The 17,089-nt window shown below is 71.1% G+C and carries 19 protein-coding genes and 1 pseudogene; 15 read left to right on the top strand and 5 right to left on the bottom strand.

The features are described 5' to 3' along the window. The first annotated feature begins 14 nt into the window (after positions 1 to 14). The 3 genes from O3W51_RS21210 (at position 15) to O3W51_RS21200 (ending at position 1,626) form a co-directional block, all read left to right on the top strand. Complete coding sequence (locus tag O3W51_RS21210; protein WP_138354551.1) at positions 15 to 203, top strand: hypothetical protein; 189 nt, start codon at positions 15 to 17, stop codon at positions 201 to 203. A 53-nt stretch (positions 204 to 256) separates the two neighbouring features. Next, the gene (locus tag O3W51_RS21205) at positions 257 to 805 is read left to right on the top strand and encodes a flavoprotein (protein WP_138354550.1); all 549 of its coding nucleotides are present in this window, start codon (positions 257 to 259) and stop codon (positions 803 to 805) included. A 179-nt stretch (positions 806 to 984) separates the two neighbouring features. Next, complete coding sequence (locus tag O3W51_RS21200) at positions 985 to 1,626, top strand: PASTA domain-containing protein (protein WP_138354549.1); 642 nt, start codon at positions 985 to 987, stop codon at positions 1,624 to 1,626. Positions 1,627 to 1,711: 85 nt separating this feature from the next. Here the strand turns inward: O3W51_RS21200 and O3W51_RS21195 are convergent, their stop codons facing one another. Continuing rightward, a complete protein-coding gene (locus tag O3W51_RS21195; protein WP_164298090.1) occupies positions 1,712 to 2,938 on the bottom strand; it encodes an acyl-CoA dehydrogenase family protein in 1,227 nt (408 codons plus the stop codon). A gap of 147 nt (positions 2,939 to 3,085) precedes the next feature. Here O3W51_RS21195 and O3W51_RS21190 point away from each other — a divergent pair, with 147 nt between their 5' ends. Further along, complete coding sequence (locus O3W51_RS21190) at positions 3,086 to 3,730, top strand: TetR family transcriptional regulator (RefSeq protein ID WP_138354547.1); 645 nt, start codon at positions 3,086 to 3,088, stop codon at positions 3,728 to 3,730. 29 nt (positions 3,731 to 3,759) lie between these two features. Here O3W51_RS21190 and def read toward each other — a convergent pair whose 3' ends face one another. Next, a complete protein-coding gene (gene def, locus O3W51_RS21185) occupies positions 3,760 to 4,305 on the bottom strand; it encodes a peptide deformylase (RefSeq protein ID WP_138354546.1) in 546 nt (181 codons plus the stop codon). 180 nt (positions 4,306 to 4,485) lie between these two features. Between def and O3W51_RS21180 the strand changes: the two genes are divergently transcribed. The 7 genes from O3W51_RS21180 (at position 4,486) to O3W51_RS21150 (ending at position 10,982) form a co-directional block, all read left to right on the top strand. Next, positions 4,486 to 5,724 (top strand): MurT ligase domain-containing protein, encoded by a 1,239-nt coding sequence (locus tag O3W51_RS21180; protein ID WP_138354545.1) that lies wholly within the window; start codon positions 4,486 to 4,488, stop codon positions 5,722 to 5,724. A gap of 21 nt (positions 5,725 to 5,745) precedes the next feature. Continuing rightward, on the top strand, positions 5,746 to 6,474 hold the full coding sequence (locus O3W51_RS21175) for a type 1 glutamine amidotransferase (RefSeq protein ID WP_138354544.1): 729 nt from the start codon (positions 5,746 to 5,748) through the stop codon (positions 6,472 to 6,474). 128 nt (positions 6,475 to 6,602) lie between these two features. Further along, the gene (locus tag O3W51_RS21170) at positions 6,603 to 7,628 is read left to right on the top strand and encodes a 6-phosphofructokinase (RefSeq protein ID WP_138354543.1); all 1,026 of its coding nucleotides are present in this window, start codon (positions 6,603 to 6,605) and stop codon (positions 7,626 to 7,628) included. Positions 7,629 to 7,813: 185 nt separating this feature from the next. After that, positions 7,814 to 8,773: a cytochrome c oxidase assembly protein gene (locus O3W51_RS21165; RefSeq protein WP_138354542.1), complete on the top strand. Its 960-nt coding sequence runs from the start codon at positions 7,814 to 7,816 to the stop codon at positions 8,771 to 8,773. 26 nt (positions 8,774 to 8,799) lie between these two features. Beyond that, positions 8,800 to 9,831: a hypothetical protein gene (locus O3W51_RS21160; RefSeq protein WP_138354541.1), complete on the top strand. Its 1,032-nt coding sequence runs from the start codon at positions 8,800 to 8,802 to the stop codon at positions 9,829 to 9,831. Positions 9,832 to 9,913: 82 nt separating this feature from the next. Then, positions 9,914 to 10,075, top strand: coding sequence for a hypothetical protein (locus tag O3W51_RS21155; protein ID WP_187144749.1), 162 nt, complete (start codon positions 9,914 to 9,916; stop codon positions 10,073 to 10,075). Between the two features lie 157 nt (positions 10,076 to 10,232). Further along, a complete protein-coding gene (locus O3W51_RS21150) occupies positions 10,233 to 10,982 on the top strand; it encodes a lysophospholipid acyltransferase family protein (RefSeq protein WP_138354540.1) in 750 nt (249 codons plus the stop codon). On the opposite strand, the gene O3W51_RS21145 is transcribed toward O3W51_RS21150, so the two are convergent. Then, positions 10,979 to 11,590 carry a DUF1707 SHOCT-like domain-containing protein gene (locus tag O3W51_RS21145; protein WP_138354539.1) on the bottom strand — a complete coding sequence of 204 codons (612 nt, stop codon included), beginning with the start codon at positions 11,588 to 11,590 and terminating at the stop codon, positions 10,979 to 10,981. The genes O3W51_RS21150 and O3W51_RS21145 overlap by 4 nt on opposite strands. A 197-nt stretch (positions 11,591 to 11,787) precedes the next feature. Between O3W51_RS21145 and O3W51_RS21140 the strand changes: the two genes are divergently transcribed. From O3W51_RS21140 to O3W51_RS21130, 3 genes and pseudogenes are all read left to right on the top strand, one after another. Beyond that, complete coding sequence (locus tag O3W51_RS21140; protein ID WP_138354538.1) at positions 11,788 to 12,618, top strand: TIGR02452 family protein; 831 nt, start codon at positions 11,788 to 11,790, stop codon at positions 12,616 to 12,618. After that, positions 12,615 to 13,118 (top strand): annotated as a pseudogene (locus O3W51_RS21135) (YbaK/EbsC family protein); the annotation flags it as partial. The gene O3W51_RS21140 and the pseudogene O3W51_RS21135, both read left to right, overlap by 4 nt. Before the next feature lie 48 nt (positions 13,119 to 13,166). Further along, positions 13,167 to 13,493 carry a cupin domain-containing protein gene (locus O3W51_RS21130; RefSeq protein WP_138354567.1) on the top strand — a complete coding sequence of 109 codons (327 nt, stop codon included), beginning with the start codon at positions 13,167 to 13,169 and terminating at the stop codon, positions 13,491 to 13,493. 108 nt (positions 13,494 to 13,601) lie between these two features. On the opposite strand, the gene O3W51_RS21125 is transcribed toward O3W51_RS21130, so the two are convergent. Then, positions 13,602 to 14,207 carry an anthrone oxygenase family protein gene (locus O3W51_RS21125; RefSeq protein ID WP_198358552.1) on the bottom strand — a complete coding sequence of 202 codons (606 nt, stop codon included), beginning with the start codon at positions 14,205 to 14,207 and terminating at the stop codon, positions 13,602 to 13,604. 164 nt (positions 14,208 to 14,371) lie between these two features. Beyond that, the gene (locus O3W51_RS48495) at positions 14,372 to 16,039 is read right to left on the bottom strand and encodes a discoidin domain-containing protein (RefSeq protein ID WP_198358553.1); all 1,668 of its coding nucleotides are present in this window, start codon (positions 16,037 to 16,039) and stop codon (positions 14,372 to 14,374) included. Between the two features lie 170 nt (positions 16,040 to 16,209). On the opposite strand from O3W51_RS48495, the gene O3W51_RS21110 reads away from it, so the two are divergent. Further along, positions 16,210 to 16,962 (top strand): Mut7-C RNAse domain-containing protein, encoded by a 753-nt coding sequence (locus tag O3W51_RS21110; protein WP_138354536.1) that lies wholly within the window; start codon positions 16,210 to 16,212, stop codon positions 16,960 to 16,962. Positions 16,963 to 17,089 lie beyond the last annotated feature (127 nt).

Raw genomic sequence — 17,089 nt, 5'->3', positions numbered from 1 at the left:
CGTAAGGTGAGCGGATGGCCGTCCAGAACTGGAAGTTCGTCCTCGCGGCGGTGTCCGCGCTGCTCTCGCTCAGCGCCGTCGTGCTGGTCCTCCCGGCGCTGACAGGCGCCGTCGGCTGGACCTCCGTCATCGTCGCGGGCGCCCTTGCCGCGGTGACGGGAACGGTGGCCCTGCTGTCCGACGGCGGCGAACGCCACAGCTGAGGCCGGTCCAGGGCTGGTTGCGCAAGATCGTCCGGCCAGGGTGTGATGGGACCATGGACTCTCGCACCCTGTACCTGTTCGGCTCGGCCGCCCCGCCCGTTTTCGACATAGCCCGGGTGATCGACGACGCGCAGGCCGACGGCTGGGACGTGTGTCTGGGCCTCACCCCCACCGCGGCCCACTGGCTCGGCGACCACCTCGACGGCCTCGCCGCACTGACCGGTCACCCGGTGCGGTCGCAGTACAAACTCCCGGGCGAACCGGACGTCTGGCCGCCCGCCGACGTGATCCTCTTCGCACCGGCCACGTTCAACACCATCAACCAGTGGGCTCTCGGGATCACCAACCACTTCGTGGTGGGCGTCGCCGCCGAGGCCCTGGGCAAGGGCATCCCCACGGTGGCCATGCCCTGCCTGAACTCCGCCATCGTCCAGCACCCGCAATTCGAGCGGTCCCTGGGCGAGTTGCGACTGGCCGGCGTGACGGTCCTGCATGGCGAAGGCGGCTTCGTCCCGAACCGCCCGGACGAGGACCAGCCGTCCGCGTACCCCTGGCACCTGGCCCTGGCAGCCGCAAGGAACGTCGCCCCCGCCATCCGCTGACCCATCGGCCGGGCCGGGGGCAGCGCTCGTGGGTCCCGCACACCAGGCACTCATCGACGCCGAAGCCGGCTGCGTGAAGGGCGCCCGGCATCGTAAGGGACACGAATTGCCGCTCCATCCCATGGCGACGCACCGTAGCGCTACGGTCACGCGACCACCGTGCAGCACCAGGGGGACCCATGCGCATCCGCACCATCGCCGTTACCGCCGCCGTCATCATCAGCACCGCGGCGCTCAGCGCCTGCGACCCCAAGGCCACCGCGCCGGCCGGTGCCCCGGCCCCGTCCGGCGCGGCATCCGTCCCGTCCGCCTCAGCGGCATCGTCCGCCGCGGCTCCCGCGAAGACGGCGACCGTCCCCGTCTTCATCGGCATGGGGCTCCAGTCGGCGCAGGACGCCGCCCAGGCCGCCGGATTCGCCGGCCTCACCTCGCATGACGCCCTCGGCCGCGCGCGCCACCAGATCCTTGACCGGGATTGGCGGGTCTGCTCGCAGAACCACGCGGCGGGGAAGAGCATCCCCGTCGACACCACCCTCGACTTCGGGGCGGTCAAGCTCGAGGAGAAGTGCCCCGGCACCGACCGGACGCCGCCGAAGGAGGCCGGGGCGACCATGCCGGACTTCGTCGGCAAGTCCGTGAAGGCGGCGCACCAGGCTCTTCCTTCCAACGCATCCGTCGACTCCAAGGACGCCACCCAAGGACGCTTGATCATCATCGAGAGCAACTGGCAGGTGTGCACCCAGACGCCGGCGGCCGGCGCCGCGCTCAACGGACAGCCGGTGATGTTCACGGCGGTGAAGTTCGGTGAGTCCTGTCCATAGGAATCCGGCCCATGGACAGGTGGACGAACAGCCGCGTCCCCTTCGCCAGGGTGAAGGGGACGCGGCCATGGGAAGTGGATCGGCGTCAGCGGATCGGCATGCCCGACAGGGTGCGGGCGATGACCAGGCGCTGGATCTCGCTCGTGCCTTCGAAAATGGTGTAGATCGCGGCATCCCGGTGCATGCGCTCGACCGGGTATTCGCGGGTGTAGCCGTTGCCGCCGAGGATCTGCATGGCCTGGGCGGTGACGGTCTTGGCGGTCTCGCCGGCGTAGAGCTTGGACATGGAGCCCTCGGCCGAGGTGAAGGGCCGGCCGGCCGCGGCCATCCAGGAGGCGCGCCAGACCAGGAGGCGGGCGGCGTCGATCTGGGTGCGCATGTCGGCGAGTTGGAAGGCGATGCCCTGGTTGTCGATGATCGGGCGGCCGAACTGCACGCGGGTCTTCGCGTAGTCGAGGGCGACCTCGTAGGCGGCGCGGGCGATGCCGACCGCCTGGGCGCCGACGGCCGGGCGGGAGGCCTCGAAGGTGGCCATCGCGGCGTTCTTGACCCGCTCGCCGCCGGTCTTGGCGCGCTCGTGGGCGCGGGCGAGGCGCTCGTCGAGCTTCGCCTTGCCGCCCAGGAGGCATTCGCCGGGGATGCGGCAGTCCTCGAGGACGACCTCGGCGGTGTGCGACGCGCGGATGCCGTGCTTCTTGAACTTCTGGCCCTGGGACAGGCCGGGGGTGTTCGGCGGGACGATGAACGAGGCGTGGCCCTTGGAGCCGAGCTCGGGGTCGACGACCGCGACGACGACGTGGACGGCCGCGATGCCGCCGTTGGTCGCCCAGGTCTTGGTGCCGTTGAGCACCCATTCGTCCTTGGCCTCGTCGTAGACCGCGCGGGTGCGCATCGCGGAGACGTCGGATCCCGCGTCGGGCTCCGAGGAGCAGAAGGCGGCCACCTTGACGTCGTTGACGTCGCCGTACATCTGCGGGACCCAGGTGCCGATCTGCTCCTCGGTACCGTTGGCCAGGACGCCGACGGCGGCCAGTCCGGTGCCGACGATGGACAGGCCGATGCCCGCGTCGCCCCAGAACAGCTCCTCCATGGCCATGGGGATGCCGAGGCCGGTGGGGTCGAAGAACTGCTGGGCGTAGAAGTCGAGGGAGTAGAGACCGATCTTGGCGGCCTCCTGGATGACCGGCCAGGGCGTCTCTTCGCGCTCGTCCCACTCCGCGGCCGCCGGGCGCATCACGTCGGCCGCGAAGCCGTGGATCCAGTCGCGCACGGACTTCTGGTCGTCGTTGAGCTCGAGCGTGAAGTCGCCCATGTCCCCTCCACCTGGTTGTTACTTGCGGTAACATCAGTCTGTTACCCGTGAGTAGGGGCTGTCAACTCCCCGCCGTGAACCCGGCTGCCCCGACCGGGGTGTTACGTTGCGCAGAGTGCACGAAATCGAACAGACAGGGAGTACCGGGTGGACACCGGCCAGCGGCAGGGCCAGCGGACGGCGACGGAGCGACGGCGTAAAGAGCTGCTCGAGGCCGCCGACCGCGTCGTACTGCGGGACGGACCCGAAGCCTCCATGAACGCCATCGCCGCCGAGGCCGGAATCACCAAGCCGATTCTCTATCGTCACTTCGGCGACAAGAGCGGCCTGTACCGGGCGCTCGCCCAGCGGCACACCGACGCGCTGCTCGCCTCGCTGCGCGCCGCCCTCGACTCCGGCAACGACCGCCGCGACCGGGTCGAGGCCACGCTGCACGCCTATCTCGCCGCTATCGAGACCCGCCCCCAGGTGTACCGCTTCCTGATGCACCCGGCCGAGGCACCGGGCGACGGGGAGAAGGGCTTCGACGGCGGCCGGCACTCCTCCTCGCTGCTGCGGCGGATGGGCGAGGACCTGGCCGAGGTGATCGCCGAGCGGCTCGACCTGGGCCCGCAGAGCCAGGAGTTGGCACGGGTCTGGGGTCACGGCATCGTCGGCATGATGCACGCGGCGGGCGACTGGTGGCTCAGCGAACGCCCGGTCTCACGCGACCAGTTGGTCAGCCACCTCGCCGACCTGCTCTGGGGACGGCTGGCCGCGGCCGGCGACCGGGCGGGCAGCCCGGGGCTGTAGAACCCGGAATCCCGCCGGGCAGGCCCTACCTAGTTCTGCCGCGCCCAGGGCGCCCGGCGCGCGGCCCGCAGGGCGCGGCGGCGGCGCAGCCCGCCGAGGCGGTCGGTGAACAGGCCGCCGTCGAGGTGGTCGCACTCGTGCTGCAGACAGCGGGCGAAGAAGCCGGTGCCGGCGATCCGCACCGGCTCACCGCGGACGTCGAAGCCCTCCACGACCGCGTGGTCGTGGCGGGTGGTGCCCGCGTTGATGCCCGGCAGCGACAGACATCCCTCGGAACCCGTGACGGTGACGCCGTCCACCTCCGCCAACCGCGGGTTGACGACATGTCCCAGGTGCCGCACGTCCTCGTCGTCGGGGCAGTCGTAGACGAACACCCGCAGGGCCGTACCGATCTGGTTGGCGGCCAGCCCGACGCCGTCGGCGGAGTACATGGTGGCGAACATGTCCTCGACGAGACGGGCCAGTTCGGCGTCGAACGCGGTGACCTCGGCGCACGGCGCATGGAGCACCGGGTCGCCGATCAGACGCATCGGACGGATGGTGCCGGTACTGCCGGGGATGGTGCCGCGTCGCATGCCGGCAAGCGTAGAGCCTGTACGTGGCGGGGCGGACAGTGCGGGGGCCGCGCGGGAATGTAGATAGGCTGCTCCGAGACCGAGGCCTCCCGGGTGTTGGATCGGCGTGGAGGGGCGGACACTCGGCCACCGCGAGGCTTGTGCAGGTGTGGGGGCCGGACGCGAGGAGGATGTTAGACGATGGCAGGCAACTCGGAGCCACTGACTCCGCGGGCCAAGCTGGCCGTGACGGCGGGCAAGGCGGCTGCGGCGGTGTCCCGTGCGGCGGGTCGCGGCAGCGGATCGGTGATCGGCGGACGGGTGGCCCTGAGGGTCGACCCCGATCTGCTGGCCCGGCTGGCAGGGCACCTCGATGTCGTGCTGGTGTCCGCCACCAACGGCAAGACGACGACGACCCGGCTGCTCGCGGAGGCGCTGCGGGCCAACGGCCCGGTGGTCTCCAACGCTCTGGGCGCGAACATGCCGGCCGGTATCACCTCGGCGCTCGCCGGCGGCGCGGACGCCCGCTACGGCGTGATCGAGGTCGACGAGAAGTACCTGGCCGGCGTCGCCCGTGATGTCGCCCCCAAGGCCATCGCCCTGCTGAACCTCTCCCGCGACCAGCTCGACCGCGCGGCCGAGACCCGCATGCTCGCCGAGCACTGGCGCGAGGGCCTGTCCGGTACGGACGCCATCGTCATCGCCAACGCCGACGACCCGCTGATCACCTGGGCCGCCTCCTCCTGCCCCACCGTGGTGTGGGTCGCAGCCGGCCAGGAGTGGAAGGACGACGCCTGGTCGTGCCCGTCGTGCGGCGGCGTGCTCCAGCGCCCCTCCGACGACTGGTTCTGCGGTGACTGCGGCTTCCGCCGTCCCACGCCGACCTGGGCGCTCTCCGGCGACCACGTCATCGACCCGTACGGCGCGGCCTGGCCGATCCGCCTGCAACTGCCGGGACGGGCCAACAAGTCCAACGCGGCCGTGTCCGCCGCGGCCGCGGCCGCCTTCGGGGTGGAGCCGAAGGTCGCGCTGGAGCGGATGTACGCGGTGCAGGCGGTGGCCGGACGTTACGACGTCGTCACCTACCTGGAGCGCGAGCTGCGGCTGCTGCTGGCGAAGAACCCGGCCGGCTGGCTGGAGACGTTCTCCCTCATCGACGGCCCGCCCACCCCGGTGATCCTGTCCGTCAACGCCCGCGGCGCGGACGGCACCGACACCTCCTGGCTGTGGGACGTGGACTACACCCGGCTCGCCGGGCACCCGATCTACGTCATCGGCGACCGCAAGCTGGACCTCGCGGTCCGCCTGGAGGTCGCGGGACTGGACTTCCGCGTCTGCGCGGACGTCGACGAGGCGGTGCGCTCCGCGCCCCCCGGCCGGATCGAGACCATCGCCAACTACACGGCCTTCCAGGACCTGCGCCGCCGCGTCGGCAACTGACCCGGACAAGGAGAAGCAAGCATGAGCGATTCCAGCCTTCGCCTGGTGTGGGTCTACCCGGACCTGCTGAGCACCTACGGCGACCAGGGCAACGCCCTGGTCGTGGAGCGGCGTGCCCGCCAGCGCCGCCTCAACGTCAGCCGGATCGACGTCCGGTCCGACCAGCCCATCCCCACCTCCGGGGACATCTATCTGATCGGCGGCGGTGAGGACCGCCCGCAGCGCCTCGCCGCGGAGCGGCTGCGCCGCGACGGCGGACTGAACCGCGCGGTCGCCAACGGCGCGATCGTCTTCTCCGTGTGCGCCGGCTACCAGATCCTCGGCCATGAGTTCGTGAACGACCTGGGCCGCCCCGAGGCCGGCCTGGGGCTGCTCGACGTCGTCAGCGTGCGCGGTGACGGCGAGCGCTGCGTCGGCGACGTCCTGGCCGACATCGACCCGCGGCTCGGCCTGCCGCCGCTGACGGGTTTCGAGAACCACCAGGGCATCACCCACGTCGGCCCGAGCGCGCGCCCGCTGGCGACCGTCCGGTACGGCAAGGGCAACGGGACCGGCGACGGGACCGAGGGCGCGTACAACGACACCGTCTTCGGCACGTACATGCACGGCCCGGTCATGGCCCGCAATCCGCAGATCGCCGACCTGCTGCTGAAGCTGGCGCTGGACGTGAACGCCCTGCCGCCGGTCGACGACCAGTGGTACGAGGCGCTGCGCACGGAGCGGATCGCGGCGGCGGGCCAGCCCGCCTGAGGCGGTGAGCGGTGTCCGCAGTGCGGGCGGCTGTGCGCCGTCCGCCTGCGGCTGGCTAAGGTAACGGGGGTTCCATCCGGACGACGGGGTCCGGCCGTCCGTTTGGAAATCGCGGGAGTGCGAGAGCAATGCGTATTGGTGTGCTGACGAGCGGCGGAGACTGCCCCGGACTCAATGCCGTCATCCGGTCGGTGGTGCACCGCGCCGTGGTCGACCACGGCGATGAGGTCATCGGGTTCCACGACGGCTGGAAGGGCCTGCTGGAGTGCGACTACCGCAAGCTGGACCTGGACGCCGTCAGCGGCATCCTGGCCCGCGGTGGAACGATCCTGGGCTCGTCCCGGGTGCAGCCCGCGCATCTGCGCGGTGGCGTGGAGCAGGCCAGGGGCCACGTACGGGACCTGGGCCTGGACGCGATCATCCCGATCGGCGGTGAGGGCACCCTCAAGGCGGCCAAGCTGCTGTCGGACGCCGGCCTGCCGATCGTGGGCGTGCCCAAGACGATCGACAACGACATCGCGTCGACGGACGTCACCTTCGGGTTCGACACGGCCGTCATGGTCGCCACCGAGGCCCTCGACCGCCTCAAGACCACCGCCGAATCGCACCAGCGGGTGCTGATCGTCGAGGTCATGGGCCGGCACACCGGCTGGATCGCCCTGCACTCGGGCATGGCGGCCGGCGCGCACGCCATCGTGGTGCCGGAGCGGCCCTTCGACATCGGCGAGCTGGCCGATCTGGTCGGCAAGCGGTTCGCGGCGGGCAAGAAGTTCGCGATCGTCGTGGTCTCCGAGGGTGCCAAGCCGCGTGAGGGCTCGATGGAGTTCTCGTCCGGTGCCAAGGACATCTACGGCCACGAGCGGTTCACCGGAGTCGCCACCCAGCTGTCGGTGGAGCTGGAGCAGCGCCTCGGCAAGGAGGCGCGGCCGGTGATCCTGGGCCATGTGCAGCGCGGTGGCACGCCCACCGCCTACGACCGGGTGCTCGCCACCCGGTTCGGCTGGCACGCGGTGGAGGCCGTCCACAACGGTGACTTCGGGATGATGACGGCGCTGCGCGGCACCGACATCAAGCTGGTGCCGCTGGCCGAGGCCGTCGAGCACCTCAAGACCGTGCCGGCCGAGCGCTACATCGAGGCCGAGTGCGTCCTGTAGCCGGGCCCGTCCGCCTTCCGGTGGACGCTGTGCCGGGCTGCCGCCCGCTTCCGACGTAACGGGGCCGCCCCCGGCCGCATCACCGGCCGGGGGCGGCTCTAGTCTGGTGCGGGCGCACGGGTCGAATCGGCACAATGCCGGACGGCGCGGGCGGGGCAGTCGGCACGAACAGGAGAGAGTGACCCATGGACCACGGCGGACACGGCATGCCGATGGACTTGCCGCCGTTCACCCTCGGTCGGGGGCTGGAGTTCAGCGGCGACCCGGTGTTCCTGGCAGGCTGCCTGCTGGCGCTCGGGCTGTACGGGTGGGGCGTGGTGCGGCTGTGGCGGCGCGGCGACCGCTGGCCGGCCGGCCGGATCGTGGCCTTCGTGCTGGGCGTACTGACCGTGGCCTCGGTGATGTGCACCGCGATGAACGACTACGGCATGGTCATGTTCAGCGTGCACATGGTGCAGCACATGGTCATCAGCATGCTCTCCCCCATCCTGCTGCTGCTGGGCGCTCCGGTGACGCTGGCCCTGCGGGCGCTGCCGGCAACCGCGCACGGACGCGGCCGCAAGGGGCCGCGTGAGCTGCTGGTGGTCTTCCTGCACAGCCGGTACATGCGGCTCGTCACCCATCCCGCGTTCACGATCCCGCTGTTCATCGCGAGCCTGTACGCGGTGTACTTCTCGCCGCTCTTCGACTTCCTGATGGGCAGCAGGCTGGGACACATCGCGATGATGACCCACTTCCTCGCCGTCGGCCTGGTCTTTTTCTGGCCGATCATGGGCGTGGACCCGGGGCCGCACCGCCCCAGCCACATCATGCGGATGCTGGAGCTGTTCGCGGGAATGCCGTTCCACGCGTTCTTCGGCATCGCCCTGATGATGGGCACCGAACCGATGGTGACCACGTTCCTGCATCCCCCGGCGTCCCTCGGGGTAGATCCATTGCAGGACCAGAGCGCGGCGGGCGGCATCGCCTGGGCGTTCAGCGAGATCCCGTCGGTCCTCGTGCTGGTGGCGCTGCTGTTCCAGTGGTACACCTCCGATCAACGGCAGGCGCGGCGGTCGGATCGCGCGGCCGACCGGGACGGGGACGCGGAGCTGGTGGCGTACAACGCCTATTTGGCATCCTTGGATGCTCGCGGTCGCGGCTGAAACAGCTGACCAAAGGGAGGCGCGAGATGGGGGACCAGGTGCGGATATCGGGCGGAGCGCTGGAGCTGCCGGGCGGAGTGACGGTGCGGTTCATGCGCACGTTGCGGCTGCCCGAGACCGGGACGCATCCGCTGCCGCCGGGGATCGGCACGTTTCCGCTGCGCCGGGTGGCGGACTATCCGGACCGGGCGCCCGCCGAGTGGCTGACCCGCGGCGGTGTGGTGCTGCCGGTCTACCAGCGCGAGGCGATGTGGCTGAGTTTCTCCTCGCCGGTGCCGGCCGCGCTCCAGGTGGGCGTGGGCAAGGTGTGTGCGGTCTCGGGGCAGCCGTGGAGCGATCGGCTGTCACAGGATCCGCAGAACTACGTGGTGCTGCCCCGGCAGCCCTGGCTGGACGGCATCAACTCCGGATCCGGCACGATCCGGCAGTTCGTGGCGGTTCCGCTGGGCCTGGGGGCGACGGTGGAGGGCCAGGTCTCCGGCGAGGAGGTCTGGGGCGGGGTGCAGCTGCAGGTCTTCGAGCTGCGGGACGAGCCGCTCGCGGTCTGGCGCGCCGAGCAGGAGCGGCGCGCGGTCGCCACCCGCGGGCCCTGGGGCGTCGCCGCCGAGGAGGACGAGGGAATGCCGCCCATGGCGGGCTACGGCGCGGCGATGCCGATGGAGGCCATGGCCGCCCCTGCCGCACCATCGATGGGCCTGGGCGCGGGCGGCCGGATGCGCCAGGAGGTGTACCGCGACGAGCGGCTGCCGGGCGACTGGCGGCCGACCCCGTCGGGCCGGGTCTTCGTCCATCTGGCGACCGCCCCGCAGTGGCGGCAGATCACCGGCGAGGCGCCGCCGCCGTCCCCGGTGGACCGGGCGGCCTACAACGCGGCGGGCCTGCCCTGGTTCGACTACTACGACGCGGACGCCGCCGATCTGGCGGCCGCGGCACCACTGGCGGACGTGAAGCCGGTGGGCGACTGGCTGGGCGACGACCAGCAGCCGTGGGCGCCGGTCCAGCCCGGCCAGGTGAAGAAACTCAAGGACGACGGCCAGGTGACCGACGGCGACTGGTAGCGCCGGAGGCGGCGGCCGGTCACCATGGAGACCGGGCCGCCACCGGGCGGGTCGTCCTGGGATTCTCGGGGAGGAGGGCCTCATGCCGACACCCGCGAAGGCGATGGCGGTGTGCACCGCGGCATCTCTGGTGGCCGTGTCCGCCTATACGGTGGCGCTGGGCGCGAACGGCTGGCTGTGGTTCGCCTGGGTGCTGCTCGGGCTGTGCACCGCCGCGGTGTTCGCCATCCGGCTCCCCCGCTGACCTCTGGGCGCACTCCGCGGCCACCCGGTTCACCCGAAGGGCCCCGCGCCCCGGCACCGCCGATACCGGTACTCTCGCGCCCCGCCCGTATCAGCACTACTGTGCCTGGTCACCGGGGTGCGGGCGCTCCCCGGCGTGGAGGGGGGAAACGGGCCGCGTGTTCTACCACGTGCTCAAATACGTGATCCTTGGGCCGTTGCTGCGGCTGCTGTTCCGGCCGCGGATCGAGGGGCTGGAGCACATTCCGGACGACGGTGCCGCGATCGTCGCGGGCAACCATCTGTCGTTCTCCGACCACTTCCTGATGCCGGCGATCCTGCCGCGCCGGATCACCTTCCTGGCCAAGGCCGAGTACTTCACCGGCGCCGGGCTGAAGGGCCGGCTGACCGCCGCGTTCTTCCGCGGGGTGGGCCAGATCCCGGTGGACCGGGCGGGCGGCAAGGCCTCGCAGGCGGCGCTGAAGTCCGGGCTCGCGGTGCTGCGGCGGGGCCAGCTGCTGGGCATCTATCCGGAGGGCACCCGGTCGCACGACGGCCGGCTGTACAAGGGGCGTACCGGGGTCGCGGCGATGGCGATCACGGCTCAGGTACCGGTGATCCCGTGCGCGATGGTGGGCACCTTCGAACTGCAGCCGCCCGGCCGCAAGCTCCCCCGGCTGGGCCGGGTCACGATCCGCTTCGGCACGCCTCTGGAGTTCAGCCGGTTCGAGGGCATGGAGGGCGAGCGGTACGTGGTGCGGTCGGCGACCGACGAGATCATGTACGCGATCCTGGCGATGTCCGGGCAGGAGTACGTCGACCGCTACGCGAACGAGGTCAAGGCCGAGCAGGCACGCGGCGTCGCGGCGCTGCTGCGCCGGCCGCCGGGAAAGGGCGAACCGCGCGACGAGCCGCCGTCGCCGCGCTAGCGCCCGTCCCGCCAGGGGTACTTGTAAGTGCGCATGACCCGGACATGGCCGAACACGGACCGGCCGGTGATGTGCACCACGGGGCCGTCCTCGTCCCAGTCCTCCTTGGTCCTGTCGTGTCCGCCGAGCTGGGAGCGCTTGCCGAACAGGGCGGTCCCGGTGTCGTAGACCCGCGCGTTGTCGGGGACCAGGATCTCCACCTTGCCGCAGAACGAACCGGCCTCGATGACGACTTCACGGCGGGTGAACACCGCCTGCCGCAGGTCGATCACGACGGCGCCGAACCGGGCGCGCGCGACGGTGTGCGGCGGGACCGGCCACTGGCCGCCGCGCCGGATCTTGCTGAAGAGGGCGTCGACGGGATCCGTGTCGGTGGGGGCGACCAGGTGCGCGCCCGCCGCCGGCTCCGGCAGATCGCCGGTGATCGGGGCGAGTTCACCGCGGGTGCGCGCCGAGTACGTGGCTTCGAGCCGCTCGGCGTGCTCGTCCGTGGTGAGCCGGCCGGTCGCGAGCGCGTCGGCGAGAATCGCGGCGGTCTGGTCGCGCTCCTGGTCCGACGCGCGCACGTCGATGTCGGCGGAGCGGGGCTCCGCTGGGGTGTCGGACACCGGGCAACCTCCTGATCGGACGCGGACCAGACTTACGCTATATCGCGACTGTCGCGTTCGCAAGGTCCGCGTCGGGCGACGGGCCGGAGCCGAACCCGGTCCACGACCGGGCCCGCAGGAGGTAAACCGCTGGCTCCGCCGCAGGTGAGGGCCATAGGGTCGGGAGCCGTGAACACCAACAGAACAAGGCGCGCGGCATGAGCGCCCGGCTGCGCGGCATCGCCCGGCACACCCAGGAGATCGTCGCGGCGGGCCGGTATCCGGCGCCCAGCGGCCGGGACGTTTCGATCGCCGCCGGCGTCGCCCGCGCGGTCTCCGGGACCCGGCTGTTCGGGCCCGAGCCGGTGGACGTGCCTCCGCCGTCCGCTCCGCCGGCGGCCACCGCCTTCGGCGTGACCGGTGAGAGCAGCCTCCAGGCCGCGCGCCGGCTGAGGGCGGCCTCGGACGGGCCCGTCGCCGTCCTCAACTTCTCCTCGGCCCGCAACCCGGGCGGCGGTTACCTCAACGGCGCCCAGGCGCAGGAGGAATCACTGTGCCGCGCGTCGGCCCTCTACACGTGCGTGGTGAGCACACCGGACTTCTACGCCGTCCACCGTGCCGACCGCGACCCCTTCTACACGGACCGGGTCATCCACTCCCCCGCCGTACCGGTCTTCCGCGACGACCGCGGCGCGCTGCTGGAGGAGCCGTACGAGGCGGGCTTCCTGACCTCTCCCGCGCCGAACGCCGGGGTGATCACCCGCAATCTCCCCGACCGGGTGGACCTGATCCCGCGGGCGCTGCTGACGCGCGCGGAGCGCGTCCTGGAGGTCGCCGCCGCCCAGGGCTACCGGCGGCTGGTGCTGGGCGCCTGGGGCTGTGGGGTCTTCCAGTGCGATCCGGCGCAGGTCGCGGACGCCTTCCACCGCCATCTGACCGGCTCCGGGCGCTTCGCCGGCCGGTTCGACGAGGTCGTCTTCCCGGTGCTGGACCGGCGCGAGGACTCCCCCACCCGCGCCGCATTCGCCGCGAGGTTTAATGAGTCATGACCGACACCGAGGACACGGCGGAAACGAACGAGCACGGGACGTACAACGGGCTGATCGCACTGCTCGACGAGCACGGTGCGGTCTACCGGACCATCGACCACGCGCCGCAGGGTGCCACCGAGCTGGTCAGCGAGCTGCGGGGCAACGCGCTGGCGCAGGCGGCGAAATGCATCATCGTCATGGTCAAGCTCGGCAAGAAGACCACCAAGTACGTGCTCGCCGTCGTGCCCGGTGACCGGCGGCTGGACCTCGGCGCGGTGAAGGCGCTGTTCGGCGGGACGTACATCTCGTTCGCGCCGAAGGAGACCGCCGAGCGGCTGGCCGGGAGTGTCAGCGGCACCGTGCTGCCGTTCTCGTTCGACGAGAAGCTGGAGCTCATCGTGGACCCGGCGCTGCTGCACCACGATGAGATCTTCTTCAACGCGGCCCGGCTGGACCGTTCCCTGGCGCTCTCGGCCAAGGACTACGCGGAGATCGCCGCGCCGCGCGTCGAATCCATCACGGAGGCACCGGCCGTCCCGGGCGGGAAGCGCAATATCGACACCGTCATGGACGCCGTCCCCGAGAAGTGGTTGCCGCACGTCCTGGCCCAGGTGAACGACTACGACGTCAAGGTCGCCAACGTCGAGGGCGAGTTCTCCGAGCACCGGCACGCGGACACCGACGAGTTCTTCCTCGTCCTCGCCGGCCGGCTGCGGCTGGAACTGCCGGACGGAACCGTCGAGCTGGGCCCGCACGAGGTGTTCACCGTGCCGCGCGGCACCCTGCACAAGCCGGTGGCCGAGCCGGGGACCCGGATCCTGATGTTCGAACCGCGGGGCACCGTCAACACCGGTGACGGCAACGAGGGAACGACCGGCGTCGTCCTGCCCTGACCATCCGTCCCCCGCGCCGCGCACCGTCCCACGCCCGGTCCCCGCGCCGCCTCCCGCAGCGGTCCCACAGCCGCTTCTCGCGGTGCGGGACCGGCCCGTCGGGGGCTCTCAACGGCTGCCCGCCCCGGCGTCGCCCCGGCCGTGCAGGAACAGGGCGCGGCTCAGGCAGCCCACGGCCACCGTGGACGCCGCCGTACGCACCATGTTGAGCGCGATCCAGGTGTTCTCGAACTTGGCGCGCACCGCGGCCAGATCGCGGATGTGCGCGGGGTCGCCGGCCTTCGCGAGCTCGTCGTTGAGCGGGATGTTCGCGCCCATCGTGACGAGGAGCGCCACGACGTACAGCGCCACCGACGCCAGCACCCAGCCGAACACGGCGCGCCGCCCCAACCGCCGCTGCTGGAAGGCCGCGACGCCCGTCAGCACCAGGGCGCCGAAGAACGCGAGGAAGAACACCGGGTTCTCGATGGCCACGTTGATGTTCTGCATCGCGCCGATGAATGTCCGGTCGTCACCGCGGCCCAGGCCCGGCATAACCGCGACGTCGAAGCTGAAGAAGACACCCGCCATGAGTGCCGTGGCGACGGTGGCGGCGCCCAGCACCGGGCCGGCCGCGCTCTTGCGGGCGGGGACCGGAAGCGCCGGGTGGTGCAGCGGAGCCTGGGGCGTCGGGTGGATGTTCGGGGCGCCGTTGGTGTGGTGGGCAGCACTCATCGCTTCGCTTCTCCCTGCGGGGTGTCGGACGGCTACGTTCGGCTGGTTGCTCATGGCTCCAGTCAAGTCCCCGGCGGGACTACGAACCATCGCTCAGACGCGCACCCGCATAAGCAACCGTCCACGCTCGGGCTCGTGGACGGTTGCCGTCACCCCAGGATCCGCTACGAGGCGGTCGTGCCGTACACCTGCATCTCGTAGAGGGAGTAGCCGTAAGCGGTGCCCCGGGCAGTGCCGTTCACCCGGACGTAGCGGCCGGTGCCGGTGAGCCCGGTCAGGTCGTCGGTGGCACCGTTGCCGGTGGTGGTGGAGTAGATCGTCGTCCAGGTCGTACCGTCAGGGGAGGTCTGGATCGTGTACGCCTTGCCGTACGCGGCCTCCCAGAGGAGCTTGACGTGGCTGACGTTCGCCGTGGCGCCCAGATCGACGCGCAGCCACTGCGGGTCGGTGCCTTCCTTGCTGGCCCACCGGGTGGCGGTGAGGTTGCCGTCGAAGGCGGCCGCCGCCGCGAAGGATGTCGATTCGACCGAGGAGGCCGTCGCCGTCCGGCCCTGGGACAGCAGCACCGGGCCGCCGCCGGGAGCGGTGACGGTCAGTGCGTAACCCGCCGAGTGCGCGGCCGATGCCGAGGTTCCGGTGACCGTGAGCGCCGCGGAGCCGGAGGTGGCAGCGGCGTTGGCCGACACCGTCATCACCGAAGTGCCACCCGCGGTCACCGTCGAGGGCGCGAAGCTCACACTGACACCCGACGGAGCGCCGGTGGCGGAGAGCGTCACCGGCTCCGCCGTACCGGAGGCCACCGGCACGGACACCGTCGAGGTCGTGGACGCTCCCGCGTTGACCGAACCCGCCGCCGGGTTCAGCGACAGCGAGAAGTCGTTGGTGGTGGAACCGGCTGTGAAGGCCCACTGGCTCGCGGTGCCGGAGCAGCTGCCGGCGACCACCTTGGCGCTCGAGGTCCGGAAGCACTTCTGCCCGGTCTGCATGTCGGAGATGGTGCCGTTGGGGTTGACCGACCACTGCTGAGTCGGGCCGCCGGTGCAGGTGTTGAGGACGATGTTGCTGCCGGACGTCGCCGCGCAGAGGTTGTTGATCACCATGAAGGCGCCGTGGAAGGTGAAGCGCTGGGCCGCCGAGCCGTTGCAGGCGGCGGTCTTGAGGGCGGTGCCGGGAGTGGAGCTGTTACCGGGATCCTCCATGCACTGCGCGTTCGAGCCGTTCTTGTACTGGCCGATCGTGGTGTTGGGCTGGGCGCCGCCGTAGCACTTGCCGGTGCTGGTGTTGAAGATCGGCGTCGGGTCGTAGGGCTCGTTGGCGCCGGGGTTGACGACGACCGGTTCCATCGTCGGCGTGCTGTCCGCGTTGTAGTGCGTCAACGCGTCCTCACAGTCGATGGCGTTCATCGCGTTGCCGCCCTTGCCGCCCAGCCACAGGTCGATGTGGTGCAGGCCGGGGCCGCCGTTGGGCCCCTCCTCGCTCCAGTCCGCCTCGCACTCCTGACAGCTGTCCTCCATGATGAAGTACTTCCTGACCCGCTCGACCCACACCTTCGTGCCGGCCGGGAGCTCCGCCTTGGAGGTCGCGAAGGTGATCGGATCCGCGAACGTGCCGGTACCGCCGGCCGTGTCGTGGATCTGCGGGTACGAGATGTCGCCGCCGGGCGGTGTGTTGTCGTACCAGCCGTAGAACGTCAGGAACGTCTGTTGCGTCGTGGCCGCGGGGGCCGCGGAACTCGGCGCCGCGTTCACCAGTCCGGCGAACGCCGAGATGAGGACGAGACAGGCGGTCGCGAAGAACGCGACAAGAGCACGCCGACTCATGGTGCGGCTCATGGTGCCTCCGTTGCCAGGGGGATCCAGCAGGGTCACCGCAGAGTCGGTCCGAGCACCGGCGCAAGTCAATAGTCTGTTAGGAAAGTTATCTAACAATCACTCGGTGTCCGCTGGGGACACCCAGCGGAATCAACTGGCCCGGCCCCGCCCCGTGATGACATCCTGACCGCGTGAACGGACCGGAGATCGACATCATTTTCGCCCCTGAGCTGCACCTCTTCGTCCCCGCGGAACGGCGTCAGGGCCCGAGCACGGTCGTCACCGACGGCACCTCGACGCTCGGCCATGTCGTCGAATCGCTCGGCGTCCCGCTCACCGAAGCGGGGCTGCTGCTCGTCGACGGCAGCGCGGTGCCCGTCTCGCACATCCCCGACGCGGGCGAGACCGTTCACGTCCAGGCGGTCGAGCGCCCCCAGCACGTGCCGGGGGCGCCCCTGCGGTTCCTGCTCGACGTCCACCTCGGCACTCTCGCGCGGCGACTGCGCCTGCTGGGCGTCGACGCCGCCTACGAGAACGAGGACATCGGCGACCCCGCGCTGGCCACGCTCTCCGCGAAGGAGCAGCGCGTCATGCTCTCCCGCGACCGGGGGCTGCTCCGGCGGCGGGAGATCTGGGCCGGGGCGTACATCTACAGCGACCGCCCCGAGGATCAACTCCGCGACGTCCTGCAGCGCTTCGCGCCCGCGCTCACCCCGTGGTCCCGGTGCGTGGCCTGCAACGGCCCGCTAGCCAACGCCGACAAGGAGTCGGTCCAGGACCAGCTGCGGCACGGCACGCAGCGCTCGTACGACGTCTTCGCGCAGTGCGCCGCCTGCGAGCGGGTGTACTGGCGGGGTGCGCACCACGCCCGCCTGGAGGCGATCGTCGAGGAGGCACTGCGCGAGTTCGGCGGCGCGGCCGCCCGAGACCGGCGCTTCGCCTAGTACTGCAACGGCGTTTGGCGTGACTGGTGGCCAGGGCCGTCGTTGATTTGACTATGGGTGGGGAACTCAGTGACATCAGGACGTGGGCGGCCGGTCTGGGCGAGTTGCACGAGCGGTTTGTGCACCG

The sequence above is a fragment of the Streptomyces sp. H39-C1 genome (assembly GCF_027158125.1).
In the GTDB taxonomy this organism is placed as follows: Bacteria; Actinomycetota; Actinomycetes; order Streptomycetales; family Streptomycetaceae; genus Actinacidiphila; species Actinacidiphila fildesensis.
The sequence above is the reverse complement of the archived record's forward strand: the minus strand, read 5'-3'. Positions and strand labels throughout refer to the sequence as shown.

Excerpts from the sequence above, each read along its gene's own strand:
- O3W51_RS21165 (WP_138354542.1), top strand. The coding sequence starts at position 7,814 with ATGGACCACGGCGGACACGGCATGCCGATGGACTTGCCGCCGTTCACC.
- def (WP_138354546.1), bottom strand. The coding sequence starts at position 4,305 with ATGCGACGCGGCACCATCCCCGGCAGTACCGGCACCATCCGTCCGATG.
- O3W51_RS21195 (WP_164298090.1), bottom strand. The coding sequence starts at position 2,938 with ATGGGCGACTTCACGCTCGAGCTCAACGACGACCAGAAGTCCGTGCGC.
- O3W51_RS21200 (WP_138354549.1), top strand. The coding sequence starts at position 985 with ATGCGCATCCGCACCATCGCCGTTACCGCCGCCGTCATCATCAGCACC.
- O3W51_RS21130 (WP_138354567.1), top strand. The coding sequence starts at position 13,167 with ATGGACGCCGTCCCCGAGAAGTGGTTGCCGCACGTCCTGGCCCAGGTG.
- O3W51_RS21210 (WP_138354551.1), top strand. The coding sequence starts at position 15 with ATGGCCGTCCAGAACTGGAAGTTCGTCCTCGCGGCGGTGTCCGCGCTG.
- O3W51_RS21155 (WP_187144749.1), top strand. The coding sequence starts at position 9,914 with ATGCCGACACCCGCGAAGGCGATGGCGGTGTGCACCGCGGCATCTCTG.
- O3W51_RS21205 (WP_138354550.1), top strand. The coding sequence starts at position 257 with ATGGACTCTCGCACCCTGTACCTGTTCGGCTCGGCCGCCCCGCCCGTT.
- O3W51_RS21180 (WP_138354545.1), top strand. The coding sequence starts at position 4,486 with ATGGCAGGCAACTCGGAGCCACTGACTCCGCGGGCCAAGCTGGCCGTG.
- O3W51_RS21170 (WP_138354543.1), top strand. The coding sequence starts at position 6,603 with ATGCGTATTGGTGTGCTGACGAGCGGCGGAGACTGCCCCGGACTCAAT.
- O3W51_RS48495 (WP_198358553.1), bottom strand. The coding sequence starts at position 16,039 with ATGAGCCGCACCATGAGTCGGCGTGCTCTTGTCGCGTTCTTCGCGACC.
- O3W51_RS21125 (WP_198358552.1), bottom strand. The coding sequence starts at position 14,207 with ATGAGTGCTGCCCACCACACCAACGGCGCCCCGAACATCCACCCGACG.
- O3W51_RS21140 (WP_138354538.1), top strand. The coding sequence starts at position 11,788 with ATGAGCGCCCGGCTGCGCGGCATCGCCCGGCACACCCAGGAGATCGTC.
- O3W51_RS21160 (WP_138354541.1), top strand. The coding sequence starts at position 8,800 with ATGGGGGACCAGGTGCGGATATCGGGCGGAGCGCTGGAGCTGCCGGGC.
- O3W51_RS21175 (WP_138354544.1), top strand. The coding sequence starts at position 5,746 with ATGAGCGATTCCAGCCTTCGCCTGGTGTGGGTCTACCCGGACCTGCTG.